This window comes from Sorangium sp. So ce1014 (assembly GCF_051521505.1).
Lineage (GTDB): Bacteria > Myxococcota_A > Polyangia > Polyangiales > Polyangiaceae > Sorangium.
In genome coordinates this window covers 10,008,772-10,034,589 of sequence record NZ_CP150356.1, presented here as the reverse complement: position 1 = coordinate 10,034,589, position 25,818 = coordinate 10,008,772, and the positions used below count along the sequence as shown (strand labels likewise).

The following is a 25,818-nucleotide window of genomic DNA, read 5'->3' as shown; positions in this document are numbered from 1 at the left end:
GGCTAGCTGTCGCTTATGGGAATTGTTGTCGAGCAGCTCACGAAGCGGTTCGGTCCGAACAAGGTGGTCGACGACGTCTCGTTCGAGATCGAGGGCGGCGCCCTTGTCGCGCTGCTGGGGCCGAGCGGAGGGGGCAAGAGCACCGTCCTGCGCATCATCGCCGGGCTGGAGAGCCCCGACTCGGGCGAGGTGATCCTGAACGGCAAGAACGCGACGCACACCCGGGTGCAGGACCGGAACATCGGCTTCGTGTTCCAGAGCTACGCGCTGTTCAGGCACATGAACGTGCGCGACAACATCGCCTTCGGCCTCACGATCCGGAAGCGGCCCCGCAAGGAGATCGTGGCCACCGTCGACGAGCTCCTCGGCCTCGTGCAGCTCGAGGGGCTCGGCGGCCGGTTCCCGCACGAGCTGTCCGGCGGCCAGCGGCAGCGGGTCGCGCTGGCGCGCGCGCTCGCGCCAGGCTCGTCGCTGCTCCTGCTCGACGAGCCGTTCGGGGCGCTCGACGCCAAGGTGCGCCTCGAGCTGCGCGAGTGGATCCGCAGGCTCCACAAGGAGCGAGGGATCACGAGCGTCTTCGTGACCCACGACCAGGAAGAGGCGATGGACCTCGCCGACCGGGTCATCGTGCTGCACAAGGGGCGGGTCGAGCAGATCGGCACGCCCGAGGAGATCTACGACCGGCCGGCGACCGAGTTCGTGGCGAGCTTCGTCGGGTCGATCAACGTGCTCAAGGGCGAGGTCCGCGACGGCCAGGCCGCGCTCGGGACCCTCGCGGTGCACGCCCCCCCCGGGACGGGCAACGGCGCGAGCGTGCACGCCTTCGTGCGGCCGCACGACATCGAGCTCCACGCCCGGCCCGACTCGTCGCGCGCGGGCGGCGCCGACGACGCCAGCATGGCGCGCGTCGAGCGGCTGTCACGGGTCGGATGGATGGTCAAGGCGGAGCTCCGCCTCTCCGATGGCCAGCCGCTCTCCGTCGAGCTGACCAAGGACCGCGTCGCCGAGCTCGCCCTGTCCGAGGGAGACAGGGTGCTTGTAAATCTCCGTGACGCGAAGATCTTCGTGCAAGACTACTCCATCTAGCCACCCGGCCGGCGGTCCCGCCGGGCCCGGGGGCGATCACGGAGGCGGGCACGTGAGTTCAATCTTCGACAACATCGCGGCGACGATCGGGCGCACCCCCCTCGTTCGCCTGAGCTCTGCGGGCAAGGGGCTGCGCGCCGAGCTGATCGGCAAGATCGAGAGCCGGAACCCCGGCGGCAGCGTCAAGGATCGCATCGGCCTCGCGATGATCGAGGACGCCGAGCGGCAGGGCCGGCTGACCCGGGGGAGCGTCCTCGTCGAGCCGACGAGCGGCAACACGGGGCTCGCGCTGGCGATGATCGCCGCGGCCAAGGGCTACCGGCTGATCCTCACGATGCCCGAGTCGATGAGCCCGGAGCGGATCGCGCTGCTCCGGGCGTTCGGGGTCGAGGTGCTGCTGACGCCCGGGTCGCTGATGGTGCAGGCCGTCGCGCGGGCGCGCCAGATCGTGGAGGAGACGCCGGGCGCGGTGATGCTCCAGCAGTTCGAGAACCCGGCGAACCCCGCCGCGCACCGGGTGACGACCGCGCGCGAGATCTGGGACGACACGGACGGGGGGGTCGACGTCGTGGTCGCCGGCGTGGGCACCGGCGGGACGATCACCGGCGTGGGCGAGGTGCTCAAGCAGAAGAAGCCGGGCGTGAAGATGATCGCGGTCGAGCCGAAGAACGCCGCCGTGCTGAGCGGCGGCCGCCCGGGGGCGCACCTCATCCAGGGCATCGGCGCGGGCTTCGTCCCGAAGATCCTCCGGCGCGAGCTCATCGACGAGGTGGTGCCCGTGTCCGAGGACGAGTCGTTCGAGGCCGCGCGCCGGCTCGCCAAGACCGAGGGGATCCTCGTCGGCATCTCCGGCGGCGCGGCGATGGCAGCGGCGCTGTCGATCGCGGCGCGCGACGAGATGCAGGGCAAGAAGATCGTGGTGATCCTGCCCGACGGCGGGGAGCGGTACGTCACCTCGCCGCTCTTCAAGGAGCTCGTCGGCTGCGCGCGCATGACCGTGTCCCGCTGAGGGCCTGGGGAAGGCCGCCGCACAGCGGCGCGATCACTCGACGCGGATGGCGATGATGACCCGCATCCACACGCCCTCGGCCGGGATCGTCTTCTTCAGATCGACCTCGCCGTGCCAGTCGACGTGCACGGTGTAACCGTCATTCTCGGCGTCCTCATAGAAGAATTCCCGGATGTCGCCGTGATAGGCGCGATCCAGCGGGACGATGCGCTCGCCGGCAGGCATCGGCGCCTTCTTGGCGACCACGGTCGCGACGCCGTCGACGACGGCCTCGGCCGTGATGCTCTTGATGAACGTCAGGTCGGGCACGTTGTTGTCGCGCGCTTCGAGCCGGATGAACCTGAGCTCGGCGCCGTCGACGGAATTCGGGTCCTGCGCGATGGAGACCTCGCTCCATCCGGAGAAGGTCGACTGGGAGGTCGGCTTGACGAGGAATTTGGCCTCGACCTCATGCTCGCCGGCCACCGTGGCACAGGCGCTCGCGCCGAGCGCCAGAGCCGCGGTGAGGGCCGCGCCGGTGCGCGCGGTGAGGAAGAGCGAGGCAACGGCACGGCGACCGATCCGGATAAGCATGCTCATTCATGAAACATAGCATGGCGGCGTCCGCCGCCTCGTCGCGCGCCTCGGCCCCGATCGACGCCCGGCGCGGGGCCGGCTATGGTCGTCGCCCGAGGACGACCAGATGGCGGCGGAATCAGGCGCAGGGAGTGACGGAGAGCAGGGCGCGGCCCCGGCCTCCTTCGAGGCGAGGCTCGAGCTCGCGCAGCGGACGAGCGCGCGGCTGCGCGAGGCGATCGGGCAGGCCGTCGTCGGCCAGGGCGACGTCATCGAGCAGACGCTCTGGGGGATCATCGCGGGAGGGCACGTCCTGCTGGAAGGGGCGCCCGGGCTGGGCAAGACGCTCCTCGTCAGGACCATCGCCGGCTGCCTCGATCTCAGGTTCTCCCGCCTCCAGTTCACCCCGGATCTCATGCCGAGCGACGTGACCGGAACGAACGTGCTCGTCGCGGCCGCGGACGGCTCGCGCCACTTCTCGCTGCACAAGGGGCCGATCTTCGGGCAGGTGATCCTGGCCGACGAGATCAACCGGGCGACGCCGAAGACGCAGAGCGCGCTGCTCGAGGCCATGCAGGAGCACGCGTGCACCATCGCGGGCACGCGGTACGCCATGGAAGAGCCGTTCTTCGTGCTGGCCACCGAGAACCCGATCGAGATGGAGGGGACGTACCCGCTGCCGGAGGCGCAGCTCGATCGGTTCCTGCTCAAGGTGCTCGTGCCGAGCCCGACCGAGGACGAGCTGACCGAGATCCTCGCCCGGACCACGGGCCACGATCGCGGCCCGCCGCCGCGAGTGCTCACCCGCGACGACGTGCTCTCGCTCCGCTCGCTCTGCCGCGACGTCGCGGTCGCCGAGCCCGTGATGCGGTACGCGTCGCGGCTGACGCGGGCGAGCGATCCGGCCGTCGAGGGGGCGCCCGAGATCGTGCGGAGGGCGCTCCGGTTCGGCGCCGGCGTGCGCGGGGCGCAGTCGCTGGTGCTGGCCGCGAAGGCCGTGGCGTTGCTCCAGGGCAGGGCGCACGTCGCCTTCGCCGACGTGCAGCGGGTCGCGAGGCCGGCGCTCCGCCACCGCATGATCCGGTCCTTCGAGGGCGAGGCGGAGGGGATCACGACGGATCAGGTGGTCGCCGCGCTCCTGTCCGCGGTCGAGCCGCGGCCCGAGCCCGTGGCGCAGGCGATCCGCCGATGAGGCGCGGCGACGAGGCGCGGGCGCTCCGGATCGCGTCGCCGGCGAGGGGCGCGGCCGGCGCGGCGTGGGTCGCGGCGCTCCTCGCCGCGGGGTCCGCGTCCGGGCAGGCGCCGCCGCCCCGCGCGCCGGAGCTCGCCGTCGACGCGGCGCCGGTGTTCGGGACGAGCGGCGCGATCCCCTGGGGGTGGAACCAGATCATCGTGCGCATCCAGAACAACGGCGGCAGGACGGCGAGAGGCGAGGTCGAGGTCGAGTCGAGGCGCACCTCCGAGCAGCGCGTCTTCGTCGCGTCGGCGCCGTACACCGTCGGGGCGGGCGCGTCGGTCAACGTGCGCGTGCCAGTGCAGGTGTCGCCCTTCGGCGACGTGCAGGTGCGCGCGCTCGACGAGGGCGGAGCGGCGGTGTCGTCGCACGCGCTCTCGTCGACCTCGCAGCGCGCGGTGGTGCTCTTCGACGTCAGCGAGACGTCGCTCCTCCGGGCGGGCCTCCACGAGGCGCCGGTCGCGCCGCTGTACATGCCGACCGGCCGCGGGCCCGGGTTGTCGCCGGACGCCGTCCTGTGGGTCGGGCAGCCGCGCTACGACGGCGCGACGGGCGATCCGCTGCTGCCCGACCGGGCGGCGCTGTACAGCGCGGCGGACGCGGTGCTCCTGCGGACCGACACGCTCTCGAGGTTGAACGGCGCCGAGCTCGACGCGCTCGCCGGCTACGTGCTCTCCGGCGGCACGCTGGCGCTGTCGGTCGCGCGCCCCGAGGATCTGCGGCACCCGACGCTCGCGGCGCTCGTCGGCGGCGAGGTCTCGAGGGCCGGCATCGCGCCGCCCACCCTCGAGGAGATCGTGCCGCCGGGCGTGCCGAGCGGCCTCGGCAAGCAGGGCAACGTGCTGCTGCCCGCGCCGAGCGCGAGCCCCGAGGTGGCCGAGGCGCTCTCCGGCTGGTCGGGCGGAAACCTGCGGGCGAGCCCGTATGGCAGCTCGGCGTTCTACGGCCTCGGCGAGGTGCACCTGCTCGCGTTCGACCCCACGCGCCTGCCCGCGGCCGGCGACCCGTGGGTGAAGATCCGGGTGGCCGATCTCGCGCGCCGCGCCCACGATCGCCGCTCCACGGTCGCCTTCCGCCCGGGCGAGGAGGCGATGGGCCTCGACCTGGATCCGGTGCGGCGGGAGCTCGATCCGAACGAGGGCGCGCGCTGGGCCATCGGGGTCTCCGCGCTGCTGCTCTGCATCTACGCGGTGCTCGCCGGCCCGATCAACTTCGCGCGCGCCGCGCGGCAGGGGAGGCCGCTCCGCGCGCTCCGGCACCTGCCCGTGTACGCGGCGGTCGCGTTCGCGGCGATCGTCGGCGTGGGCCTGCTCGCGAAGGGGGTGCGAGGCAGGGCGCGGCACCTCACGCTGATCGAGGCGGGGGCCGGCATGACGAAGGGGGCGGTGCGCCGGTTCCGCGGCTTCTTCGTCTCGAGCGCGGAGGAGCTCACCGTCCGCACGACCGACGCGAGCAGCGTCATCAGCACGGCGGTGGTCGCCGAGCTCTCGGGGCGGCGCGACCGGCTCGTCGTCGACCGCGACGGGGCCCGGCTGACGAAGGTCGCGGCGCTCCCCTGGCAGACGGTGATCGTGCGCGAGGACGGCGCCGCGCCGCTCGGCGACGGCATCGCGATCGTCGCCGAGCCGAGCGGCGAGGTCGTCGTGAGCAACCGGAGCGGCCGCGATCTCCGGGGCGGCGTCCTGTGGCTGCCGGAGGGCGCGGCCCGCTACTTCGCCCGCATCCGGGACGGGGAGAAGGTCTCGTCGCGCGCGGGGGTCGATCTCGCGGCGCGGGCCGAGGGGCAGCGCTGGCTCGCGCACGCGGGCTTCGGGCGGCGGGTCGGCGGCATCGACATCCACGATCTCGGCGGGAGCCTGCTGGTCCCCTTGCTCGAGCCCGACGCGCCGGGGCTCGGCGCCGCGTGGCTCGCCATCGAGGAGGCGGCCGGCACCGCGGTCGACTGGTTCCCCGCCGGCGTGCCCGTCCTGTTCGGCCAGCTCGACGGCGGCGAGGGCCGCGCGAGCGACTCCGGGCTGCGGCTCGAGAGCGACCGCGTGCTCGTGCGGATCGTCGGCCTCGGAGGCCGGCCGTGAGCGCCGCGTCCGGCGGCGCCCCGCCCCCCGCGGCGCAGATCGAGCGGCCTGCGCCGACGATCCGCGTCCGCCACCTCTCGCACCGCTTCGGCTCGCTCGACGTGCTCCGGGACGTCACCTTCGACGTCGGCCCCGGCGAGATCTTCGGCTTCATCGGGCCGAACGGCGCGGGCAAGACGACGACGATCCGGGTCATGGCGACCTTGCTCGAGCCGATGGCGGGGCGGGTCGAGATCGACGGGGTCGACGTCACGATCGACCCGGCGGCGGTCCGCCGCAGCATCGGGTACATGCCGGATCACGCCGGCGTCTACGACCGGATCACGGTGCGCGAGTACCTCGAGTTCTTCGCGGATGCGTTCCGCGTGCCGTCGCTCGACGTCGTCGACGCGGTCCTGGAGCTGACCGATCTCGGCAAGATCCAGGACCGGATCGTCGCAACGATGTCGAAGGGCATGAAGCAGCGCCTCCAGCTCGGGAGGATCCTGCTGCACGATCCCAAGGTCCTCATCCTGGACGAGCCGGCGAGCGATCTCGATCCGCGCGCGCGCATCGAGATCCGCGACCTCTTGCTCGAGCTCCGGAGCCTGGGGAAGACGATCTTCCTCTCCTCGCACATCCTCACGGAGCTCTCCGACGTGTGCACCTCGATCGGCATCCTCGAGAAGGGCCGCCTCGTCGTCGCCGGGCCGATCGGGGAGATCGCGGCGCGCCTCGAGGCGCTGCGCGGCGCGCAGGCGCACGGGCACGCGCCGCCGCGGTACGCCGCCGCGCCGGGCGCGTACCCGGCGCAGGCGCATCACGCGCCGCCGTACGGGCCCGGGGCGCCCGCGCCTCCCGAGGCGCCGGGGGATCCGGCCGCCGTCGATCCCCTGCAGGCCGCCGGTCCGCCGCCCGGATACGGCCCGCACGCGCGTCCCGCCGCCGGTCCCGCGGGCCCCGCGGCGGGCTATCCCGGGATGTCGCAGCTCTCCCGGCGCAAGGTCAAGGTGCGGGTCCTCGGCGATCCCGAGGGCGCGGCCTTCCTGCTCCGGGGCGGCCCGGGGATCACCGACATCGAGATCGTCGCGGGCGCCGTGCACGTCGGCTACACGGGCAACGACGTGAAGATCGCCGAGATCGTGCAGCACCTCGTGCAGCGCGGGATCGGCGTGATCGGGGTCGAGCCGGAGCGCAACGAGCTCGAGCGGATCTTCCTGGAGGTCACGCAAGGAGAGGTGCAGTGAGCGTGCAGACTGGCTCATCGCCGCCCGGCGGCCCGGCGTCTCAGCGGCTCGTCGATCGGGCGCGGCGCCGCGTGGGTCGCCTCCTCGGCGAGCCGAACCCGATCTGGATCCGCGAGCTCAAGCAGGCCGCGCGCCTCGCCCGCACGCCGATCATCCTCCTGGTGCTCGCCGTGCTGATGACGCTGCTCGTGGCGTCGATCGGCGGCATCGTGGCGAGGGACATCGCGCCCGCGAAGACGGGCGTGATCCTGTTCCAGGTCTTCTTCTCGCTCGCGTACTTCGTTGTGGCGCTGGTCGGTCCGGCGGTCGCCGCGAACAGCATCGCCTCGGAGCGCGAGGGCCGCACCTGGGAGGCGGTGCTCCTGACGGGCATCCCGCCCGGCGAGATCGCGCGCGGCAAGTTCCTCGCCGCCTACACGGCGATCTCGATGTACGTGGTGATGCTCGCGCCGGTCGGGGCGCTGCCGTTCCTGTTCGGCGGGATCACCGCGATGGAGGTGGTGATCGCCTTCCTGTTCCTCTTCCTGATCGCGCTGCTCAGCGTCGCCTTCGGCCTCGCGATCAGCTCGAAGATGGCGAGCCTCCGCGGGGCGATCCTCGTCACGCTGCTGCTCGCGTTCCCGCTGTCGATCTGCCTGTTCTCGGCGGGGGGCACGGGGCTCTCGTACGCGGCCCACCTGGCGTGGCCGGAGGTGCCCGAGGGCCCGCCCATCTGGCTCCCGGTCGCGTACCAGCGCGCGCCGCTCGGCCTCGATTACGTGCTCTTCCTGATCCTCCTGCCGATCGCGGCGGTCGTCGTCCCCGCGTGGTTCCTGTACCAGGTGACCGTCGCGAACCTCACGAGCGAGAGCGACGATCGCTCCTCCGGCCTGAAGACGTGGTTCGCTGCCTGCACGCCGGTGGTCGCCGCCGCCGTCGCGGTGCCGGCGTTCGCGGTGGACCCAACCGAGCGCCTGGCCGCGATCCTCGCGGGCATGTGCGCGATGTTCTCGTTCCTGATCTTCTGCGTGTGCCTCTTCGCCGGCGATCCGATCGGGCCGTCGCGCCGCGTCGAGGTGACCTGGGCCCGGGGCCGCGCCAGCCGCTTGCGTCGCTTCTTCGGCCCCGGCGTGACCCGCTCGGCGTACCTGCTGCTCGCGGTGGGGATCCCTTCCGTCGCCGCGCTCTGGGCCGCCGGCCACCGGCTGCTCCTTGGCGTGACGCTCGGGCCGCCGGAGATCCAGGTGCGGCAGCTCCAGTACTTCGCCGTCTACGCGCTCGCCTTCTACGTGTTCCTCGTCGGGCTCGGCGCCTTTCTTCGCGCGCGGATCGCCGCGCCCATGGTGGCGCGGGTGCTGCTCCTGACGCTCCTCTTCTCGATCGCGGTCGGCCCGTGGATCGTCGCGGCCATCGCCGGTCTGGTCACGGAGCTCAGCGTCAGCGAGAGCGCCCTCCTCATCGCGGCCCCCTCGCCGTTCTACGCCTTCATGATGCTCGACAGGGCCACGCAGAGCGATCCGGGGTCCGTCGTCGTCGCCGGGCACACGGCCGCCGTCGTCTGGGTCGCCGTCGGGCTCGGCCTGCTCGCCGCGGCGCGCTCGCGCTGCGCCGCCCTCATCGCGCAGCGCGAGGCAGCGCTCGCCGTGACGGACGCGCTCCTCGCCCAGGAAGACGAGGCGGCGCTCGCGGCCGAACAGGCGGCTCCGGCGCATCCAGCCGCTCCGGAGCACGCCGAGCCAGGGAGCGCCGCAGACCCCCTCGCGTGAGCGCGTCACCGCGACGTGCTCTGAAATCGTACGCGCCGGGTTCATTGTTTGGAAATTTGGATCGACGCACGGGAATGCTTCACGATGCGCCTGCGCGCGGATCTGTCGAAATCTTGAGCGCTTCCTGAGGGCGTGTGAGAAGTGCGCCCGCGCTCGAGGTCCGGGAGCGAGAGGGGATCTCGATTCTCGCGTCGTGTGACGACAGCGGCACCACCTCGACCCGCGGGGGATGGCCTTGCCTTCGCACGACGACCGCCGGTGCACGACGCTCGAGCTGAGCGATACCCTGCTGTACGGAACGCCGTACCGGCCCGTGCGCCGGCTGGGGCGGGGCGGGATGGGCGAGGTGATCGAGGCCGCGCACGTGGGCCTCGACAAGCCCGTGGTGGTGAAGCTCCTGCACCGCGATCTGAACCGCGAGCCGCGGCTCGTGGAGCGGATGCGCGTCGAGGCGCAGTCGCTGGCGCGGCTCGCCCATCCCAACCTGGTGACGGTGACCGACTTCGGGCGGACGGCCGAGGGGCGGACGTTCCTCGTGATGGAGCGGCTCTACGGCTGGACGATGCGCGACGAGCTCGCGGCGCGCGGCGCGCTGCCGCCGCTGGAGGCGCTCGACCTCGTGACGCAGACGCTCGCCGGCCTCGCGGCGGCGCACGGCGCGGGCATCGTCCATCGCGACGTGAAGCTCGAGAACCTCTTCGTGTGCGACGCGGACGCGCAGGGGCGGCGCGTGGTGAAGGTCCTCGATTTCGGCATCGCCAAGGTGGTCGCTCCGCGCGGCGACGGCCGCGCGCCGGCGCCGTCGCTCTACCAGACCGAGGAGGGGGTGCTCGTCGGTACGCCGCGCTATCTCTCGCCCGAGCAGGCGTGCGGGCTCGCCGTCGACGCCCGCACCGACGTGTATGCGGCCGGCGTGGTGCTCTACGCGCTGCTCGCCGGTCGCGATCCGTTCGAGCACATGAAGCGCGTGCACGAGCTCGTGCGCGCCCACGCGAGCGAGGTGCCCGCGCCGCCGTCCTGTCACGCGCCGCGGCCGGTGCCGCCGGAGCTCGACCGCGCCGTCATGAGGGCGCTCGAGAAGCGCCCGGAGCTCCGCTTCCCGGATGCCGCGGCGTTCGCGGACGAGCTGTCGCGCATCGGCGCCGCGCTCTCGCGAGGGGCGACGCCGGCGCCGACCTTGCCGGCGGGGTCGTGCTGGCAGAGCACGGCGCCGCTGACGGTGCCGCCGGTCCGCGCGCTTGTCGCACCGACGTTGAGCGCGACCGTGGAGGCGTTCGGCCTGACGGCGTTTGGCGGGGCGGCGCAGCCCAGCTCGGGACCTGCGCTGCCGCGCGGGCCGGAGGCGCGGCGGGCCGGGGGGAGGCGCGCGCGACGGCGGGCGGCGCGCGCGGAGCCCAGCCTGGCGGCCATGGCGATGCTGGTGGTGAGCGTGGTGCTGTTCGGCTTCGCCGTGGCGCTGCTGGTGAGCGTCGTGGGCTGACGGGCGGCCGCGACGTCGCCGCAGTTGCAAGGAACCTCACCCGGCGCAGCGAAACCGCTACCCTGCGGGGGTGGATTGGACGGGTAGCGCTGGCGCTGGGTGGGGTGGCTCAACCTGGGTGGGGGGCGGCTCAACCTGGGGGTGGCTCAACCTGGGTGGGGGGCGGCTCAACCTGGGGGCGGCTCAACCTGGGTGGGGGGCGGCTCAACCTGGGGGCGGCTCAACCTGGGTGGGGGGGACAGGTGCAGGGCGGGTGTAATAAATCGAGGCTGCGGCATCGAGGAAGACACGACAGCGTAGCCATGGACAACACCCACGGGGTCCAGGGAGGCGGCAGGATGGTGGCCAGGGTCAACTTCGCGCTCGGTCGGCCCGCTGGGCCGCGCCTCGCCCGAGGTCGCGGTCCGGGGCCTCGGCGCACGCGGCCACCGAGCGGCGCCGTCACGCCCATGACGGCGGTGGCTCCCGATCCCGGTGCATCCCTGGACGCCGCCGTTGTATCGCTGCGGAGGGGTCGTGATGCTTGGGTGCGTGGTGGCGACGGCTGGGTGGGGTATCTTCGGGGCTATGCCGTGGCCCTACCCCCGAGCGAGCTCCCACGTATCGCGCGCTGGCCAGCGCACGTTCGACGCTGGGCCGCGGCGCGCCCGCGCTGGCCGGAGCGCTGCCGCGGCGCCCGCCGCGCCGTCTACAGAGCAGCGGTCGAGGCAGGTCGCCTCGGGAGCACGTCCATGACGACGCGGAGCTTTGGACCGGATGCTCGATGCGCTGCTGCCCACGCGGGGCAGCGGCGCGCCTTTTGCGCGTGGCGAGAGGGGCAGGCATGACCAACAGGAACGCGAACAAGAGCTCGCCAGGGCAGCCGGCGGGTCAGGGCGCTGCGGGCGACGCCGCGCCGCAGCCGCCGGCGCAGCCGCAGCAGCCGCCGCGCGGCTACGACGCGCCGAGCTTCGCACCGCAGGAGCACCCTTCGCTGGCGCACCCGCGGGCGCATGCGCAGGATCCGCGCCGCAGGCCGGACGAGGCAGCGCCGGCCCCCGCAGCGCCGCCCGCCGAGCGCATGATGCAGTGGGGCGAGCCCAGGCCGCGGCGCCGCCAGGACCGCGAGGCGGGGCCGAGCGAAAAGCAGGTGTATGTTCCCCCGGTCACCCTGCCCCCGAACCGGGAGCACCAGGCGATGGACCTGCAGAAGATCCAGGTCGCCCCGTCGCTGTTGAAGGGCGTTGACGAGCGGAACCGGCCGACGATGCGCCGGATCCCGGTGCACGGCATGCCGAGCCCCCCGCCGGGGGTTCCCGAGGGGCCGGGCGGCGCGCGCCCCGGCGGCGTGCGCACGGCCCGCGTCGGCGTGGGCAGCGGCGTCTGGCCGCCGCCCGAAGAGCCGACCCGCAAGCAGCGGCCGGCCGCGTCGGCCGCTCCCCAGCCCGCCGCAGCCGTCCATCGAGCGGATCTGCCGCCGGCCGCAGCGCCCCCCGATGCCGCCGTCGCCGCCGCTGCTTCCGCGGCAGCGCTCGCGGCGCGCCGCCGCGCGGTGCCGCTCGGCCTGTTCGCGCTGCTCGTGTTTCTCGGCAGCGCGACGGTCGCGGGCTTCTGGGTGCTGTGGCGCGCCGCCAACCCCTCGGGCCCGCGCGACGCCCCGGTCGCCGAGGACGCCCGCGTCCCCGAGCCCGGCATCGCGACGCCCACCCCGAACGCGCTGCCCGAGCCGCCGCCGCCGCCTCCGGTGGCGGCCAGCGCGCAGCCGCTTCCCACCGCGGAGCAGCCGGTCCCCACCGCGCCGGACGTACCGTCCGCGTCGCCTGCCGCGGAGCGGACCCCGCCGCCCGCACACTCCGGGGCCGTGGCCGCTGCCCGCCCGCCGTCGGTGCGCCCTGGGGGGCAGGTGAAGCGTCCCCCCAAGCCGCCTGTCGCGCCGGAAGACTTCTACGAATCGTCCGTGAGCCCTCCGATCCCACCACCGGTCCTGCCGTCCGCGACCCCTGCGTTGCCCACGACGCCCCCGGGGACGACCGCGCCCCCGCGCCCATTCCCCTGAGGCGTCGCCTCTCCGGATTGCAATCCTCCGGCAGCCCCCATGCGAAAGCCATTCTTGAAATACGCGCCTCTGTTCCTCCTGTGCTCGACGGTCGCTCTGGCGCCGGGCGTCGCGAGCGCGACCGGCAAAGCTCGGCTCATGCCCACCTCTCCGGCCGACGCGCCGGCCGCGAACTCGAGCGCGGGCGAGCGCGCCGCGCAGCTCTACCGGGAGGGGAACAGGTTCTACGACGAGGCGCGGTTCGTCGAGGCCGAGGCGCGCTATCAGGCGGCGTGGGACCTCCAGCAGAGCTTCGACGTCGCGGGCAATCTCGGCAACGTCGAGCTGGAGGTGGGCCAGCCCCGCGAGGCGGCCGAGCACCTCCTGTACGCGCTCAACACATTTCCTCTCGGCGACACGGAGGAGAAGAAGCTCTTCTTGCAGCAGCGGCTCGCCGCGGCCAAATCGCAGGTCGGCGCGCTCCGCATCAACGTCAATGTCGACGATGCCGAGGTGCTGATCGACGGCAAGGTCATCGGCCGGTCGCCCATCGAGGCCCAGGTGTTCGTCGATCCTGGCAAGCGCACGATCGAGGCGCGCCGCTCCGGCGTCCGGACGTCGACGTCGCTGCTCGTGGCGAGGGGCTCGGACCAGAGCATCGCCCTGAGCCTCGACGCCGGCTCGAACCTCCCGCTGGTGGTCGCGGGCGGAGCGGTCGGGCTGCTCGGGGTCGCATCGGGCGTGACCTTCGCGATCCTCTCCACCGCGAAGGGCAAGTCCGCCGCGGCGGAGCCTTCGGGCAGCGCGCGGCGCATCGACCTGCGCGACACCCAGACCACGCTCGCCAACCTCTCCTTCTGGAGCTTCGTCGGCGGCGGCGTGGTGCTCGCCGGGACGGCCGCGTACGCGCTCCGCACGTCGGGCCGCACGCCGCCGGCGCCGCGGGCCGCGCTCACCCGCTTCCACGCCGCGCCCCTCGTCACCGCCGACGCGAAGGGCCTGCTGGTCGGCGCGAGCTTCTGAGCCCGCCGCCAGGAGCCCGAGCCGGGCTCACCGCGGTCGAAAGTAGCGACCGACCTGCTCGCGGTACTCTTCCGGGACGTCGCTGCGCTCGACGCCGCCGATCTCCTGGGGACCCACGACGCCGAGCGCGCCCTCGCCTTGCACGTTGGCGGTGTCTCCGGCGCGTCCCGCTGTCCGGCCCATCGCGATCCCGGGCATCGGCCTGCCCGGATTGAGCCTCGCGCCGGCGCGTGACCGCAGCTCACCCCCCGCGATCGCGCCGGTCTGCCCCTCGTGGCTGCCCGGCCCGCCTCCCTCGGAATGACCTGGCTGCCCGGGCCCTTGCTTGCCTGCGCCGCCCGCCTGCGAGCCCTGGCCGCGCTCTCCGCTGCCGGATCCCGGGCTGCCCGAGCCACCGGCGACCGGCATCGGGACGGGCGTCCCCCCGAGCTGCCCCTCGGCCTCGCCGGCCCCGCGCTGCGCGTCGTCGAGCGCGCCCTGGCGCTCCGCCTCCTCGCTGCTCGGGCCTCCCTCCTGGGCCATCCGGCGCAGCTGCTCCTCGAGCTGCCGCTGGCCCTCGGGCGTCGCCAGCTGCCGCGCGAGCTCGCGCATCTGCTCCTCGGACGCGGGCTCCCCGGGCGCGCCCTCGGGCGACCGCGCCACCCGCTGCTTCAGGCGCTCGGCGAGCTGCTTGCGCTCCTCGGGGCTCAGCTTCTCGAGCGCCTTCTCGAGGCTGTCGGCGAGCCGCCGCGCGTCCTTTCCGCTCCCGGTCCGGCCGAGCTCGCCGAGCGCCTCGCGCCCCTCGTCGCCGAGCGCCTCGCCGAGCGCTTCGGCCAGCTCCCGCAGCTTGTCGGCCTGCTTGCCGCGCTGATCCAGCAGCTCGCGCTGCTCCTCGAGCGCCTTCGCCACGCCGGGGGCGCCGGCCCTCTTCGCTGCCTCGGCGGCCTCCTCGAGCGTCTTCCTGGCCCGCTCGCGGTCGGTCTTTTCGACCCGGTTCGCGAGCCGCTCCATCTCTTCGTCGAACGCCACGAGATCGCGGTCGCCGAGCGCCTTCGCCGCCCGTTTCAGCTGAGGGTCCTCCCCGAGCTTGCCGAGCGCCGACTCCATCCCGTGACGCTGCTCGCCCTCGCCGAGCGACAGGCGCTCGGCCGTGATCGCGTCGCGGAGCCTGCCGATCTCGGCCTGCGCTTCGCGGCGCTCGACGCCGCTCCTCAGCTTTTCGCGGAGCCGCTTCGCGTCGTCCGCGAGCTGCTTCAGCCGATCGCGCTGCGCGGTGTCCCGAGCGTCGACCTCGGCCAGCTGGATCACCCGTTCCAGCCCGGCGATCTCGGCCAGGCGCACCTGCTCGGCCCCGGGCGGGGGCGCTGCTGCCGCGGGGGCAGGCGGGAGCGGGAGCCAGCTGAGATAGCCGATGGCGGCCGCGGCGAGCGGCGCGCCCGCGTGCCAGGGTCGCCACAGCGGCGCGCGGACCTGCTCGGCGGTCGCCCGGCCGAGGGCCGCCGCGGCGTGCGCGAACACCACCTCGTGGGCCGCCGCTGCGCCGGCCCGGGCCGCGCCGTCGCCCGCGCGCTCGGCGGCCGCGAGCTCCACGGCCGTGGAGACCGACTCGGAGGCGCCGAGCTTGCCGTCGAGGAACAGCGCGACGTTCGGATCCGACCACCGCCGCCGCCGCGCCACGGCAGCGCCGGCCACCGCGCCGAGCATGCCGCCGCCCGCCATCCAGGGGCGCAGCGCGCCGTACCGCGTCTGCCAGGCGGCCGCTGCGCCCGCCGCCCCGAGCATCAGCCCCGCGGCGGCGCCGGTGAGGATCAGCTCCAGCGCGAGCCGCCGCCGGACGCGGCGAGACCAGCGAGCGAACGCGGCGTTGAACCGTCGCCGGGGGGACGCATCCACCATCGTTCGATGTTTACCCGCGGGCAGACGCGCCGGCCAGCGCTGCCTCGGACACACCATCGCGACGCATCGCGACGTGGGGCGACGCATCTCGGGCGCGCCGGCTCACGGGACGAAGCACCATTTCAAGTGAAATGAGGCGAAATCGAGGCGCGCCGGGATAACGTCCTGGTCACCGCCGAGCACGTTCAAATCGCACTTGGCGAAAGAGAACTTGCATTCGTGCGGCCCCTGTTGAGACGTCCGGAGCGTGGCCGGACAGGAGCCATGAAAAAGCGCGTCGTCAACGTACATTCGCATGTTCACGACAGCGGCGTCGCCGCCCTCGTGCTTGCTGCCGAGCAGGTGGAGATCGAGGTAGTAGAAGCCCCTCCTGCCCTTCGAGTGATCCACCAGCGCCAGATTGGTTTCGCCATTGAGGAGGGAGCAGTCAACGTCCCAGCTGTTGTCGAATCGGGGGACAGGCAATTGGCCGTCATCGCCCGTGTCAAGCACCAGCTCCTCCCCGTTCACGGTCATGATCGCCTTGCCGTAGGCTTCAGGAATTTCCGGGCTAGCCGAGCACCCGAACGGCGCGAGCGACAGCACGAGGCCTTGGGCGAGGAGGGGTCGGTGCATGGGAGCTCTCCAGCAGCATGGCGGGCGAGAGTATCGCACGAGGTCGACAACCATGAACGCGCTCAATTTGGTTGATCCATGCGTCGTGACGGATGTCAACTGGAAACGGAGGGCTCGGCGTGAGGACCTTGTTGAACCTGATCCACGCTGCCTTGGAGGCCTGGAGATCCGACCCACGTTGTCCACGGATCGGTCACATGCACAGGCACAGGCGCCGGCCCCGCGCCGTCGTCGCAGATGCCACGTATCTCGTCACCTGACGCGCATGGCGGCAGCGCCTCCGATTCCGATTCCGATTCCGATTGGACGCCGCCATTGCCCGGTCGAGCATCGCCAAGCAGCATTGACCTGAGAGGCCGCCATTGCGATCTCGCTCCCGCCCGAGCTGGTGGAGGAGGACACGGCAATCACCTGCGCCCGGGGGCAATTGAAGAGCTCATCCCCCCGTCTCTCCGCCCTGCATGCCAGCCCAGTCGACGGCGGTGTAGCCGGTCGGGCGGATGAGGCGCGCCGGCCCGCGGATCACGCGGTCGCACGGCGTGGCAGGCGGGCTCGCTCAGGGGAACAGGGGCGTGCAGAGCGGATAGAAGGAGGAGAAGTCAGGCCGCTGCAGAAACACCGTGACGACCTCGTCGTAATGGGTCGTCCTGGGCTTGTCCGTCGGGCTGCTCGCTGCGGCCTCGCAGCGCTCGTACCCGTCGGAGGAGGCGTCCTTGCACACGCTGCCCTTCAAGTCCGACAGGTCGCGGCACGGGCCAAGGAAGTCGATGCTGCAGTCGCTCCTCGACGCGCACGTCCGCTCCGGCACGAAGGCGGTCTCGTTGCCGGCGCACGACAGCTGGAGCAAGGCGCCGCCGCACGAATACATCCGCGCGCCGATGTCGCCGAGCTCGTCGCGCTTGCCGAGCGGCTGGAATGCATTGCCGAAGAAGGAGATCTCCTCCTGCCGGTAGATCCGCCGCTCCGCGCTGTCCGTGGCCAGCGCGGGATGGCGGCCGCGCAGCGAGATGGCGACCTCGACGCCGTACCCGTTCACGTGCGCCAGCAGGCACGCCGTGACCCATCGCTGCGACTTCTCGGGGAGCGAGGAGCGCAACCAGCCGGGCGCGAGGCCGAGCCGCCCATCGAACCTGTACGTCGTCGCTCCGACCTCGCCGACGAGCGACTGCCCCTCCGGGAGCGCACAGGCGATCGTGTAGCGGAGGAGCTCACGACCGTCCTCGTCGAGCAGCAGATCCGTGGTGGTCAGCGCGCGGCCGTCCGCGGTGAGGCGGCTCATCGAGAGGCTGTTCATCGAGAGGCGATTCATCGAGAGGCGATTCATCGAGAGGCGGTTGGCCGATACCATCGCCTCTTCCGACGTGCCCACGGTCTCCTCGGAGCCCGGCTCGGCGCTGGATGCGCAGCCGAACAACGCGAGACATGGAATCGCAACGACCGTCCGTAGCGCGGTGAGCCTCATGGGGTGCCTCTCTTTTCGAGTGCGGTGGGGTTTCCTTGAATCCTTGCAACCGTCGGGCCATGCCTGACCGCTTCCACCCCCGTCGCACCGAGGCGGAGCGCCGCGAGGTCGAGCTCCGCACGCCGAGCACCCGGGTCGAGCTCCGCAGCAACCCCACCATCGGCGTCCTGCCGCGAGCTGAGGCGAAATGTCTCAGATCGAGCGATCGATCCAGCGCCCGCCGCATTGCGTGATTCCCACCCGGATTCTCGCCCGCGGGGGGCACAATCGAAACCCCGGCGCCGCGACACCCTCTCGCCACGCTGAGGCGTTTTGCACCGGGGTTCCGGGCGCACTCCGGGCGCACTTGGACGCAGCTTTCGTCATTCGCTGCGCGCCAGCGCGCCCGGGTGCGATCCGCCCTCGGACGGCTCGGGAGGCGCCGGCAGCAGCGCCGCCACCGCCTCGAAGCGAGGCTGCCACATGCGGCAGCCGGCGAGCACGGGCCGCGCCCTGTCGAGCACCGCCGACGCCTCCGGGTGACGCCCGGCGGAGGCGGCCGCGCGCGCGCGGAAGTAAAGCACCTCGAGCAGCTCCTCCACCGGCAAGGTCCGCTCCGCGAGATCGGTGAGCGCCTCCCAGCTGTCCCCCTGCTCCTCCGCGCCCGCGGGGATCTCGAGCCCCTCGGCCGCGAGCAGCAGCTTCAGCGTCCGGAACAGCGCGAACAGCGCCGGCGCCGAGGCGTCGGGGAGGCACCGCTCGGCGACCCACGCGACGAGGCGCGCCGCCTCCCTGAAATCACCGCGCGCCGCCTGGATGCGGGCGATGAGCAGCGCGTCGTCCGGGGCAGCGCGCTCGCCGAAGCGCTCGTCGAGCACGCGCGAGCGGCGCGCCAGCGCGAGCGCCTCGTCCTCGCGCCCGCACCAGTGCAAGAGCTCGGCGAGGTTGTGCGTCGCGACATGCTCGGGCCCCGGGTTGCCGATCTCGCGCGCGAGCTCGACCGCGCGGCTCAGGTCCTGGAGCCCGCGCTCGGGCGCGCTCAGGGCAGCCCACAGGTACGCGCGGTTGGCGTACGCCGAGCAGAGGTGCAGCCGATCCTTCATCTCCCTGGAGAGCGCGATCACCTCGCAGAAGCGCGCCTCCGCGTCGCCGAGCCGGCCCGCGATCACGAGCGCCATCGACAGGAGCAGCAGCGCGATGACCCGCGTCTCCTGGTCGCCCTCCGCCGCGGCGCCGGCCGACGCGCGATCCAGGAGCTCGATCGCCTCCGCCACCCGCTGCTGACGCCAGCACGAGCGGCCGAGCGCCATCCGCAGGCGGTTGTCCAGCCTGCGATCCCCGAGGCGCTCGACGAGCGCGCGCGCCTCGGACGCGCGCTGCGCCGACGCCGCGTAGTCGGTCGCATGATCCAGCGCCGTCGCCTCCTCGAACAGGAGCTCCGCGGCGAGCCGGTCGTCGCCGAGCCCCCGCGCGAGCTCCCGCGCGAGCGCGAGATCCGCGAGCGCCTCGGGGATCCGGTGCAGGCAGTACCGCGCCTTGCCGCGGCCGGCGAGCGCGTGGGCGCGCCGCCGCGCGTCGCCCTCTTCCAGCAGCGCGAGCGCGGCCGTGTAGCGCTGGTCGGCCTCGACGCTGTCGTGGCTCGCCGTCGCCCGGTCGCCGAGCGCGAGGTGGGCCGCCGCCGCCGTCGCGCGCTCGCCGCACGCGGCCGCGTGCTGCCCGAGGTGCCCGAGCCCCCGCCGGTCCGGGGCGCCGGGATCCACGCGCGCTCGCCAGAACGCGAGCGCGTGCGCGTGGATCGTCTGGCGCTGCAGAGGCGCGAGCGCGTCGTAGACCGCATCCCGGAACGTCGCGCTCTCGAACGCGTGGATCCCCCGCTCGCCGCGCACGAGCAGGGACAGCGAGCACAGCGCGCCCAGGCCGACCCCGGCGTCGATCGGCGTGCTCGCCCCGCCCTCCTGCTCGATCGCGTCCTGGATCGCCTCCACCTCCTCCCGGGTGAAATCGGGGCCGAGCGCGGAGCAGAGCCGCACGCAGGCCGCGAGCTCGGGCGAGAGCGTGTCGAGCCGGCGCGCGGCCAGCCACTGCCGCACGGGCAGCGGCGGGAGCTCTTCGAGCGCCGCGGTCGCCACGTAGAAGGCCCCCGTCGGGCGCCGCTGGACCGCGCCCGTGCGCTTCAGCGCGCGGACGAGCTCCGTCAGGCAGGACGGGTTGTACCCGGACCAGCGCGCGAGCTGCCGGAGCGCGGCCTCGGGCGGGTACTCCGCCGGCAGCAGGAGCTCGGCCGCGAGCCGCATCGCGTCCTGCTCCGAGAGCCGCTCGAGCACCGCGCGATCGTGCCGCTCTGCGCGCGCGCCCCAGCTCCGGCGCATGTCCTCGAACCTCGGGTGCGCCGCCACGAGCACCCAGAGCGAGCAGCCCGGCGCGTCGAGCGTCGCGAGCTCGAGCGCGTCGAGCGCCGCGTCGTCGGCCCAGTGCGCGTCGTCGAGGAGCACCGCGACCGGCGCCTCGCGCGCGCGGCGCCGGAGCCCCTCGGCGATCGCGCGCATCGTGCTCTGCCGCAGGGACCACGGCGACACGCCCGCCTGCTCCGGAGGCATCCATCCGAGCGCCGCGGCCACCGCCGTCCACGCCTCCTCGGCGAGCTCCTCGCCGAGGCGCGCCGCGCAGAGCGCCCGCACGTCGTCGGGCGGCGCGGCGGCGTCCACGTCGAGCACGCGGGCGAGGAGCTGGCTCGACGCGCGCTCGCCCGCGAGCGGCTGCGCCGCGCGCAGGGCGATGAGCTGCGCCCCCTCCTGCATGCGCCGGACGAGCGCGACCGCCTCGTCCGTCAGGCGCGACTTGCCGAGGCCCCCCTCGCCGATCAGCGTGAACAGGCCAGGGCACCCGCCGGGCAGGCTCGCCTCCATGCTCACCGCGAGCGCGCCGACGATCTCGTCACGACCGACGAGCGGCACGGCGCTCGCGGAGCCCGGCGGTGGGCGCGAGCGCGCGGCGAGCCGGTAGAACATCGCGCCGGGCGCGGGCGAGAGCGCGGGGTCGCGCGAGAGCCCGCGGAGCTCGCCCTCGGGCAAGGCGCGCACGAGGTCCGCGGTGAGCGCGACGCCGTGAAAGTCGCCGCGGGGCATCCAGGCGTCGGGCTGCTCGACCGGGGCGCCGTAGACCGCGGGCGGCCCCTGCTCCTTGCGGCGCACGATCAGCCCGGCGATGTGCACGGCCGCGCGCCCCGCGTACCGCTCCTCGACCTCGCGGGCGACCGCGATCGCGGCGCTCACCGGATCGTCCGCGTCGAGGCCCGAGAACACGCACACGAGCCGGCCCCCGCGCTGCCTCGCCACGAACCCCTTGCGCGCGGCCACGGCGCTCATCACGGCGGCGGACGCGCCCTTCGCCTCGGCCACGAGCACGACCGCGGGCTGCCGGCCCTCGGTGAGCAGCGCGCCGCGCGCGGGTTGCGCGTTCGGCGCGGGCTGTGCGCCGCCCGGGCAGGCCTGCGCGAGCGCGCGCCTCAGCGCGGCGACGTCGGGCGGGCGGCGCTCGGGCTCCTTCGCGAGGCAGGCGAGGACGAGCCTCTCCAGCTCGTCGGGCACCGCGGCGAACTCGTGGGGGCGGTGCGGGCGGAGCGCGAGGTGCCCGTGCTCGATCTCGCCCCGATCGCCGGTGAACGGGAGCCGCAGCGTCAGGAGCTCGTAGAGGATCACGCCGAACGCGTAGATGTCCGTGCGCTCGTCCTGGATCGGGTCGCCGCGGATCTGCTCCGGGGCCATGTACTCCGGGGTGCCGACGACCGCGCCGCGGGGCGTGATGACGTCGTCCACCTCCCGCTCCCGCGCGCGCGCATGCTTGGTCAGGCCGAAGTCGAGGAGCGCGATGCGCTGCCCCCCCTCGGCCAGGAGGAGGTTCTCCGGCTTCAGATCGCGGTGGATCACGCCCTTCGCGTGCGCCGCCGCGAGCGACTCGAGGAGGGCCGCGCCCATCGCCACGACGTCGGCGGCGCCCGGCGGGCCCTCGAGATCCGCGAGCACCTCGGCGAGCGTCCGGCCGCGGAGGAGCTCCATCGCGATGAAGGGCCGCCCGTCGCGGAGCGCGCCGCTCTCGATCCACCGGGGTACGTGCGGCGGGCCCACCTGCTCGAGCGCCTCCGCGTCGCGCCGGAAGCGCTCCACCATGAGCGGGCTCGTCCACCGTCCCACCTTGAGCGCGACGGGCTCGCCGCCCTCCGCCCGCGCCGCCTCCCACACCGTGGCGAAGCCCCCCGCGCCGATGCGCCGCAGCGGCGTCAGCCCGGGGACCGACGGGGCGGGCTCCTGCGGCTCGTCGAGGGGGTGGCCCGGCGGCGGGAGCCATGCGTCGCGCGGGCAGGGCTTCGTGCCGGAAATGCGGCGATGGCAGACCTGACAGCGGGGCAAGCTGCCTCCTTGGGCAAGAGCTTAGCCCGTTCGACGCCCCGGACGAGGGCCTCATCCACCCCCGGCCACCCTGATGGCACGAGGTGTGCTTCTTTCCTCGAGGGTGTGGCAAGAGACCGTTCGCTCGTTGGTCCTGACCGAGGACGATGCGGCGCAGAGAGCCGTGTCGGACAGGAAGGCCGCGCTCGACACGGCGTGCGGCGGCGACGCCGGCGGGGCGCTCCTGCACGTGGAGACCTGCGGAGCGCCTGCGTCGTCGGGGCGACCGCAGACGCTGCCCGCGGGCAGCCGGGTGGGCGACTACCTCGTCGAGGAGAGCATCGCTCACGGCAGCTTCGGCGTCGTCTACCGCGCCGTGCACGCGGAGAGCGGCAAGCGCGCTGCGGTCAAGGTGCTCCACCCGGAGCTCGCGTTCACCCGCGAGGCGGTCGTGCGGTTCGAGCGCGAGATCCAGACGATCCGGCGGATCGACCACCCCAGCGTGATCCGCATCCTCGATTGCGGCGAGATCGCCGGAGGCCGGCCGTTCTTCGCGATGGAGCTCCTCCGCGGGGTCGATCTCCAGTCGTATCTCATCTCGCGCGGGCGGCTCTCCGCGGAGGAGGCGCTCGAGATCCTGGAGCCTGTCTGCGAGGCGCTGTCGGCGGTCCACGGGAGCGCGATCGTCCACCGCGATCTCAAGGCCTCCAACGTGTTCATCGCCGACGAGGGCCGTCCTGCGCGCGTGGTCCTCCTCGACTTCGGCGTCGCCAAGGTCCTCGACGACGCGGGGCCGGGCATCACGACGGAGGCCCACCTGCTCGGCACGCCGGCGTGCATGGCGCCCGAGCAGATCCGGGGGCAGGCTGCGGACGCGAGGACGGACGTCTACGCCCTCGGCGCGCTCGCCTACTACATGCTGACAGGCAAGCTCCCGTTCCTCGACTCGATGCTCGCGACGCTCCTGCACATGCACCTCTGGGTGCACCCGCCGAGCCCGAGCCGCGAGGCGCCCGTGAGCCCCGAGCTCGACGGCGTGGTGCTCCGCGCGATGGCGAAGGATCCCGCCGCGCGGCACCAGACGGCGGGGGAGTTCATCGAGGGGTTCCGGGCGGCCGTGGCCGCGGCGCGGAAGAGCGTCGCGCCGCTGCGCGGGGGCCCGGAGGAGCGCCGGGTGGGCGCGATTCACGTCGAGGTGTACGCGGAATGCGGCGCCACGGACGAGCCCGACGACGCGCTGCTCGCCGACCTGGACGGGGTGCTGCCGCTCGTGTCGCGCTTCCTCGCGGCGAGGGGCTTCGACGCGGCGATGGAGACGGGCAATACGCTGCTGTTCTTCAGGGAGCTCGCCGCCCCGGAGCCGTCGGACCGGGCGGCGCGACGGGAGATCGTGGAGGCCGCGCTGCTGCTCGAGCGCGCGCTCGTCGAGCGCGGGGGGCGCGACGCGAGGGTGCACGTGAACCTGTGCCTGCACGCGGGCCGGGTGCTGATGCGCTCGTCGGAGGTCGTCGGCGGAGAGCTCATGGAGCTCGATGCGTGGGCGCCGGAGATCCAGCTGCCCGGCGTCCTCGCGACGGCGGCGATGCTCGACGGGCTCGAGCTCGACGCGGAGCCGCCGGAGCACGCGCCGGGGCTCCGGCGCGTGACGGGCCAGACGACGGCGCCGAGCCCGCGCTAGCTCGGGACGTCAGGCATCCTGCCGACGAGGCCAGGCGGCGCTGCGGCCCTGGCGGCGCGGGAGGTCGGGGCGCGCCGCTACTGCGGCAGGTAGAGATAGGGATCCGCGACCCTGCCGATCGCGATATCGCGCGTCTGCTTCGCGTAGTACGTCGAGCCAGGTTGCGTGCTCCAGGTGTGTCCCGCGATCGCGCCGGTGGTGCTGCTCGCATAGAGGCGCATGACGCCCCGCCCGACGCCCGCGTGCCAGGAGCCGTCCGCGTTGTGCCGGGTGTCCGTCGTCCCGTGGCCCGTGGTGCTCGCGTCGAGGACGGCGAGCGCGTACTGGCTCGTCCCCGCGACGAGCGGGTAGGTCGCCGAGCGCAGCACCGCGGGCCCTGCCGCGATGGCGACGTGCCCGGAGGCCGTGTTCCCCCACGGATACTCGATCGCGATGATGTCGCCCTCCTCGATCTGGCTCACCGTCAGGACCTGCTCGAAGCCGACCTCATTGATGATCCTGTCGTGGTAGAGGACGGCGTTGGGGCTTGTGCTGCCGAACCACGTGGTCATGTCGTAGCTGGACAGATCATAGGCCCGCTTGAGGACGTGGGTGACGAACGACGCGCACAGGCTGCGGCTCCGGTACGCCGTCGCCCCTTCGATGCCGGCCCATTGAACATAGCTCGTGCCGCTGCCGTATTCGTTGTTCTCCGGGGCGATGTGGGTCACGAGGGTGTCGGCCCACCGGAAATGGATGGGCTCCCCGGCCGACTGGCCCTCTGCCGGGAGCGGCGCGAGCAGGCTCAATCCCGAAAGGACGACGGCCGGAAGCGCGCGAACAACGGATCGTGAGCTCATGCACTTGATTGCATTCATGCTTTCCTCCCGTGTGGAATCGATGGTCCCGCGTGGGCTGGGTATACCAGCACCAGCGGCTCCGCCGGCGTCGCGGTGGGGCGCCGGCCAAGCGAAGTGGGGGCACGAAGCTGCTCAACATACGCCGCTCGCTCGGCCGCTACAATCACCGTCGCGACAGCGAGCACGCGCGTCGCTCGGGTCGACGCGTCGGTTCGACGCTCGGGTCGACGCTCGGGTCGACGTGGGATTCCACACTCGGTTCCACACTCGGTTCCACGCGAGATTCCATTCGAACAGTGTTCCCTCCATTTCCACAGCCTGTCTCCTCCGGACGACACCCGTGCACGTCAGCTCCAGGCGCTCGCGAGGACGCTCCAGGAGAAGATCGTTCGCTCGGGGGGAGGCCCAGCGGCGCCGGCCGGCTCGCCGGCCCCTATCTCTGCCGTTTTGTTGACAGATCCGCGCAGTTGGATTGGATGGCCGCGTGCCCCCCGCGAAGCGCGCATCGACCGACCCCCACCCCGTCCTGACGCTCGGCGACGCGCTGGAGCACTACGCCTCCTGGCCGAGGCCCACGGTGATCGTCTCCGACGGCGCTTATGGCGTCTCCGGCTTTCCCGGCGACCCGCCGACGCACAAGGAGCTCGCCGCGTGGTACGCGCCCCACGTCGCCGCCTGGTCGGAGCGCGCCTTGCCGTCCGCCACCCTGTGGTTCTGGGGGACCGAGATCGGCTGGGCGACCGTGCACCCGCTGCTCGATCAGCACGGCTGGGAGTACCGGAGCTGCCATGTGTGGGACAAGGGGATCGCCCACATCGCGGGCAACGCGAACACCCGGACGCTGCGCAAGTTCCCGGTCGTGAGCGAGGTGTGCGTGCAGTACGTGCGCAAGGTCCTCCTGGAGAGCGGCGGCGCGGGGCTGCCCCTCAAGGACTGGCTACGGCACGAGTGGGAGCGCTCGGGCCTCCCGCTGCGCCACACGAACGAGGCGTGCGGCGTGAAGAACGCCGCCACGAGGAAGTATTTCACGCGCTGCCACCTCTGGTATTATCCTCCGGCCGAGGCCTTCGAGCGGCTCGTCGCGTTCGCGAACGCGCACGGCCGCCCCGAGGGGCGGCCCTACTTCTCGGTCGACGGCAAGCGGCCGCTGACGGGCCCTGAATGGGCCAGCCTGCGCGCGAAGTTCCATTGCGAGGTCGGGGTGACCAACGTCTGGCGCGAGCCCGCGGTCCGCGGCGCCGAGCGCTTCAAGGAGGAGACCCGCTCCGTCCACGGCAACCAGAAGCCCCTCAAGCTGCTCGATCGCATCATCCGGGCCTCTTCCGATCCGGGCGATGTCGTCTGGGAGCCGTTCGGCGGGCTCTGCTCGGTCGCGGTGGCGGCCTTCGCCGCGGGGAGGCGCTGCTACAGCGCCGAGATCGCGCCCGCATACCACGCCGTCGCGTCGAGCCGCCTCGCGAAGTGCATGCCGCGGCCGCGCGCCGAGATCTCGGCGGCGTGACGGCCGGTGTCGGGCTCGCTCCTCCGCATGGTACCCT

17 protein-coding genes are annotated in these 25,818 nt (G+C 73.3%); 11 read left to right on the top strand and 6 right to left on the bottom strand.

The window, feature by feature from the left end; translation table 11 throughout:
* Window positions 1-15: 15 nt before the first annotated feature.
* Window positions 16-1,086 carry a sulfate/molybdate ABC transporter ATP-binding protein gene (locus WME75_RS38060; protein ID WP_437481505.1) on the top strand — a complete coding sequence of 357 codons (1,071 nt, stop codon included), beginning with the start codon at window positions 16-18 and terminating at the stop codon, window positions 1,084-1,086.
* A gap of 52 nt (window positions 1,087-1,138) precedes the next feature.
* On the top strand, window positions 1,139-2,095 hold the full coding sequence (cysK, locus tag WME75_RS38055) for a cysteine synthase A (RefSeq protein WP_437481504.1): 957 nt from the start codon (window positions 1,139-1,141) through the stop codon (window positions 2,093-2,095).
* 33 nt (window positions 2,096-2,128) lie between these two features.
* Here the strand turns inward: cysK and WME75_RS38050 are convergent, their stop codons facing one another.
* On the bottom strand, window positions 2,129-2,674 hold the full coding sequence (locus WME75_RS38050) for a hypothetical protein (protein ID WP_437481503.1): 546 nt from the start codon (window positions 2,672-2,674) through the stop codon (window positions 2,129-2,131).
* 103 nt (window positions 2,675-2,777) lie between these two features.
* On the opposite strand from WME75_RS38050, the gene WME75_RS38045 reads away from it, so the two are divergent.
* The 7 genes from WME75_RS38045 to WME75_RS38015 all read left to right on the top strand — a co-directional run bounded on the left by WME75_RS38045 (window position 2,778) and on the right by WME75_RS38015 (window position 13,447).
* Window positions 2,778-3,842, top strand: coding sequence for an AAA family ATPase (locus tag WME75_RS38045; RefSeq protein WP_437481501.1), 1,065 nt, complete (start codon window positions 2,778-2,780; stop codon window positions 3,840-3,842).
* Window positions 3,839-5,959: a hypothetical protein gene (locus tag WME75_RS38040; RefSeq protein ID WP_437481499.1), complete on the top strand. Its 2,121-nt coding sequence runs from the start codon at window positions 3,839-3,841 to the stop codon at window positions 5,957-5,959. The genes WME75_RS38045 and WME75_RS38040 overlap by 4 nt, the downstream gene beginning before the upstream one ends.
* Window positions 5,956-7,185: an ABC transporter ATP-binding protein gene (locus WME75_RS38035; RefSeq protein WP_437481497.1), complete on the top strand. Its 1,230-nt coding sequence runs from the start codon at window positions 5,956-5,958 to the stop codon at window positions 7,183-7,185. Before WME75_RS38040 ends, WME75_RS38035 begins: the two co-directional genes overlap by 4 nt.
* Complete coding sequence (locus WME75_RS38030) at window positions 7,182-8,930, top strand: ABC transporter permease (RefSeq protein WP_437481495.1); 1,749 nt, start codon at window positions 7,182-7,184, stop codon at window positions 8,928-8,930. Before WME75_RS38035 ends, WME75_RS38030 begins: the two co-directional genes overlap by 4 nt.
* Window positions 8,931-9,159: 229 nt before the next feature.
* Window positions 9,160-10,410, top strand: coding sequence for a serine/threonine-protein kinase (locus tag WME75_RS38025; protein ID WP_437481493.1), 1,251 nt, complete (start codon window positions 9,160-9,162; stop codon window positions 10,408-10,410).
* 823 nt (window positions 10,411-11,233) lie between these two features.
* Complete coding sequence (locus WME75_RS38020; protein ID WP_437481491.1) at window positions 11,234-12,445, top strand: hypothetical protein; 1,212 nt, start codon at window positions 11,234-11,236, stop codon at window positions 12,443-12,445.
* Window positions 12,446-12,499: 54 nt separating this feature from the next.
* On the top strand, window positions 12,500-13,447 hold the full coding sequence (locus WME75_RS38015) for a hypothetical protein (RefSeq protein WP_437481489.1): 948 nt from the start codon (window positions 12,500-12,502) through the stop codon (window positions 13,445-13,447).
* A 27-nt stretch (window positions 13,448-13,474) separates the two neighbouring features.
* Here WME75_RS38015 and WME75_RS38010 read toward each other — a convergent pair whose 3' ends face one another.
* The 4 genes from WME75_RS38010 to WME75_RS37995 all read right to left on the bottom strand — a co-directional run bounded on the left by WME75_RS38010 (window position 13,475) and on the right by WME75_RS37995 (window position 21,784).
* A complete protein-coding gene (locus tag WME75_RS38010) occupies window positions 13,475-15,322 on the bottom strand; it encodes a hypothetical protein (RefSeq protein WP_437481487.1) in 1,848 nt (615 codons plus the stop codon).
* A gap of 102 nt (window positions 15,323-15,424) precedes the next feature.
* Window positions 15,425-15,937, bottom strand: coding sequence for a hypothetical protein (locus WME75_RS38005; RefSeq protein ID WP_437481485.1), 513 nt, complete (start codon window positions 15,935-15,937; stop codon window positions 15,425-15,427).
* A 556-nt stretch (window positions 15,938-16,493) separates the two neighbouring features.
* Entirely contained in the window at window positions 16,494-17,246 is a 753-nt protein-coding gene (locus WME75_RS38000) for a hypothetical protein (protein ID WP_437481483.1), read from the bottom strand.
* A 515-nt stretch (window positions 17,247-17,761) separates the two neighbouring features.
* Window positions 17,762-21,784 carry a protein kinase domain-containing protein gene (locus WME75_RS37995; protein WP_437481481.1) on the bottom strand — a complete coding sequence of 1,341 codons (4,023 nt, stop codon included), beginning with the start codon at window positions 21,782-21,784 and terminating at the stop codon, window positions 17,762-17,764.
* Between the two features lie 163 nt (window positions 21,785-21,947).
* Between WME75_RS37995 and WME75_RS37990 the strand changes: the two genes are divergently transcribed.
* A complete protein-coding gene (locus WME75_RS37990) occupies window positions 21,948-23,441 on the top strand; it encodes a serine/threonine-protein kinase (RefSeq protein WP_437481479.1) in 1,494 nt (497 codons plus the stop codon).
* Between the two features lie 77 nt (window positions 23,442-23,518).
* On the opposite strand, the gene WME75_RS37985 is transcribed toward WME75_RS37990, so the two are convergent.
* A complete protein-coding gene (locus WME75_RS37985; protein WP_437481477.1) occupies window positions 23,519-24,280 on the bottom strand; it encodes a hypothetical protein in 762 nt (253 codons plus the stop codon).
* A gap of 742 nt (window positions 24,281-25,022) precedes the next feature.
* Here WME75_RS37985 and WME75_RS37980 point away from each other — a divergent pair.
* Window positions 25,023-25,781, top strand: coding sequence for a DNA methyltransferase (locus WME75_RS37980; RefSeq protein ID WP_437495010.1), 759 nt, complete (start codon window positions 25,023-25,025; stop codon window positions 25,779-25,781).
* The last annotated feature ends 37 nt before the right edge of the window (window positions 25,782-25,818 follow it).

Coding starts and splice junctions, on each gene's coding strand:
- WME75_RS38045 (WP_437481501.1), top strand. CDS start 2,778: ATGGCGGCGGAATCAGGCGCAGGGAGTGACGGAGAGCAGGGCGCGGCC.
- WME75_RS38000 (WP_437481483.1), bottom strand. CDS start 17,246: ATGAATCGCCTCTCGATGAACAGCCTCTCGATGAGCCGCCTCACCGCG.
- WME75_RS38020 (WP_437481491.1), top strand. CDS start 11,234: ATGACCAACAGGAACGCGAACAAGAGCTCGCCAGGGCAGCCGGCGGGT.
- WME75_RS38010 (WP_437481487.1), bottom strand. CDS start 15,322: ATGGTGGATGCGTCCCCCCGGCGACGGTTCAACGCCGCGTTCGCTCGC.
- WME75_RS38005 (WP_437481485.1), bottom strand. CDS start 15,937: ATGCACCGACCCCTCCTCGCCCAAGGCCTCGTGCTGTCGCTCGCGCCG.
- WME75_RS38050 (WP_437481503.1), bottom strand. CDS start 2,674: ATGAGCATGCTTATCCGGATCGGTCGCCGTGCCGTTGCCTCGCTCTTC.
- WME75_RS38040 (WP_437481499.1), top strand. CDS start 3,839: ATGAGGCGCGGCGACGAGGCGCGGGCGCTCCGGATCGCGTCGCCGGCG.
- WME75_RS38060 (WP_437481505.1), top strand. CDS start 16: ATGGGAATTGTTGTCGAGCAGCTCACGAAGCGGTTCGGTCCGAACAAG.
- WME75_RS37985 (WP_437481477.1), bottom strand. CDS start 24,280: ATGAGCTCACGATCCGTTGTTCGCGCGCTTCCGGCCGTCGTCCTTTCG.
- WME75_RS38025 (WP_437481493.1), top strand. CDS start 9,160: ATGGCCTTGCCTTCGCACGACGACCGCCGGTGCACGACGCTCGAGCTG.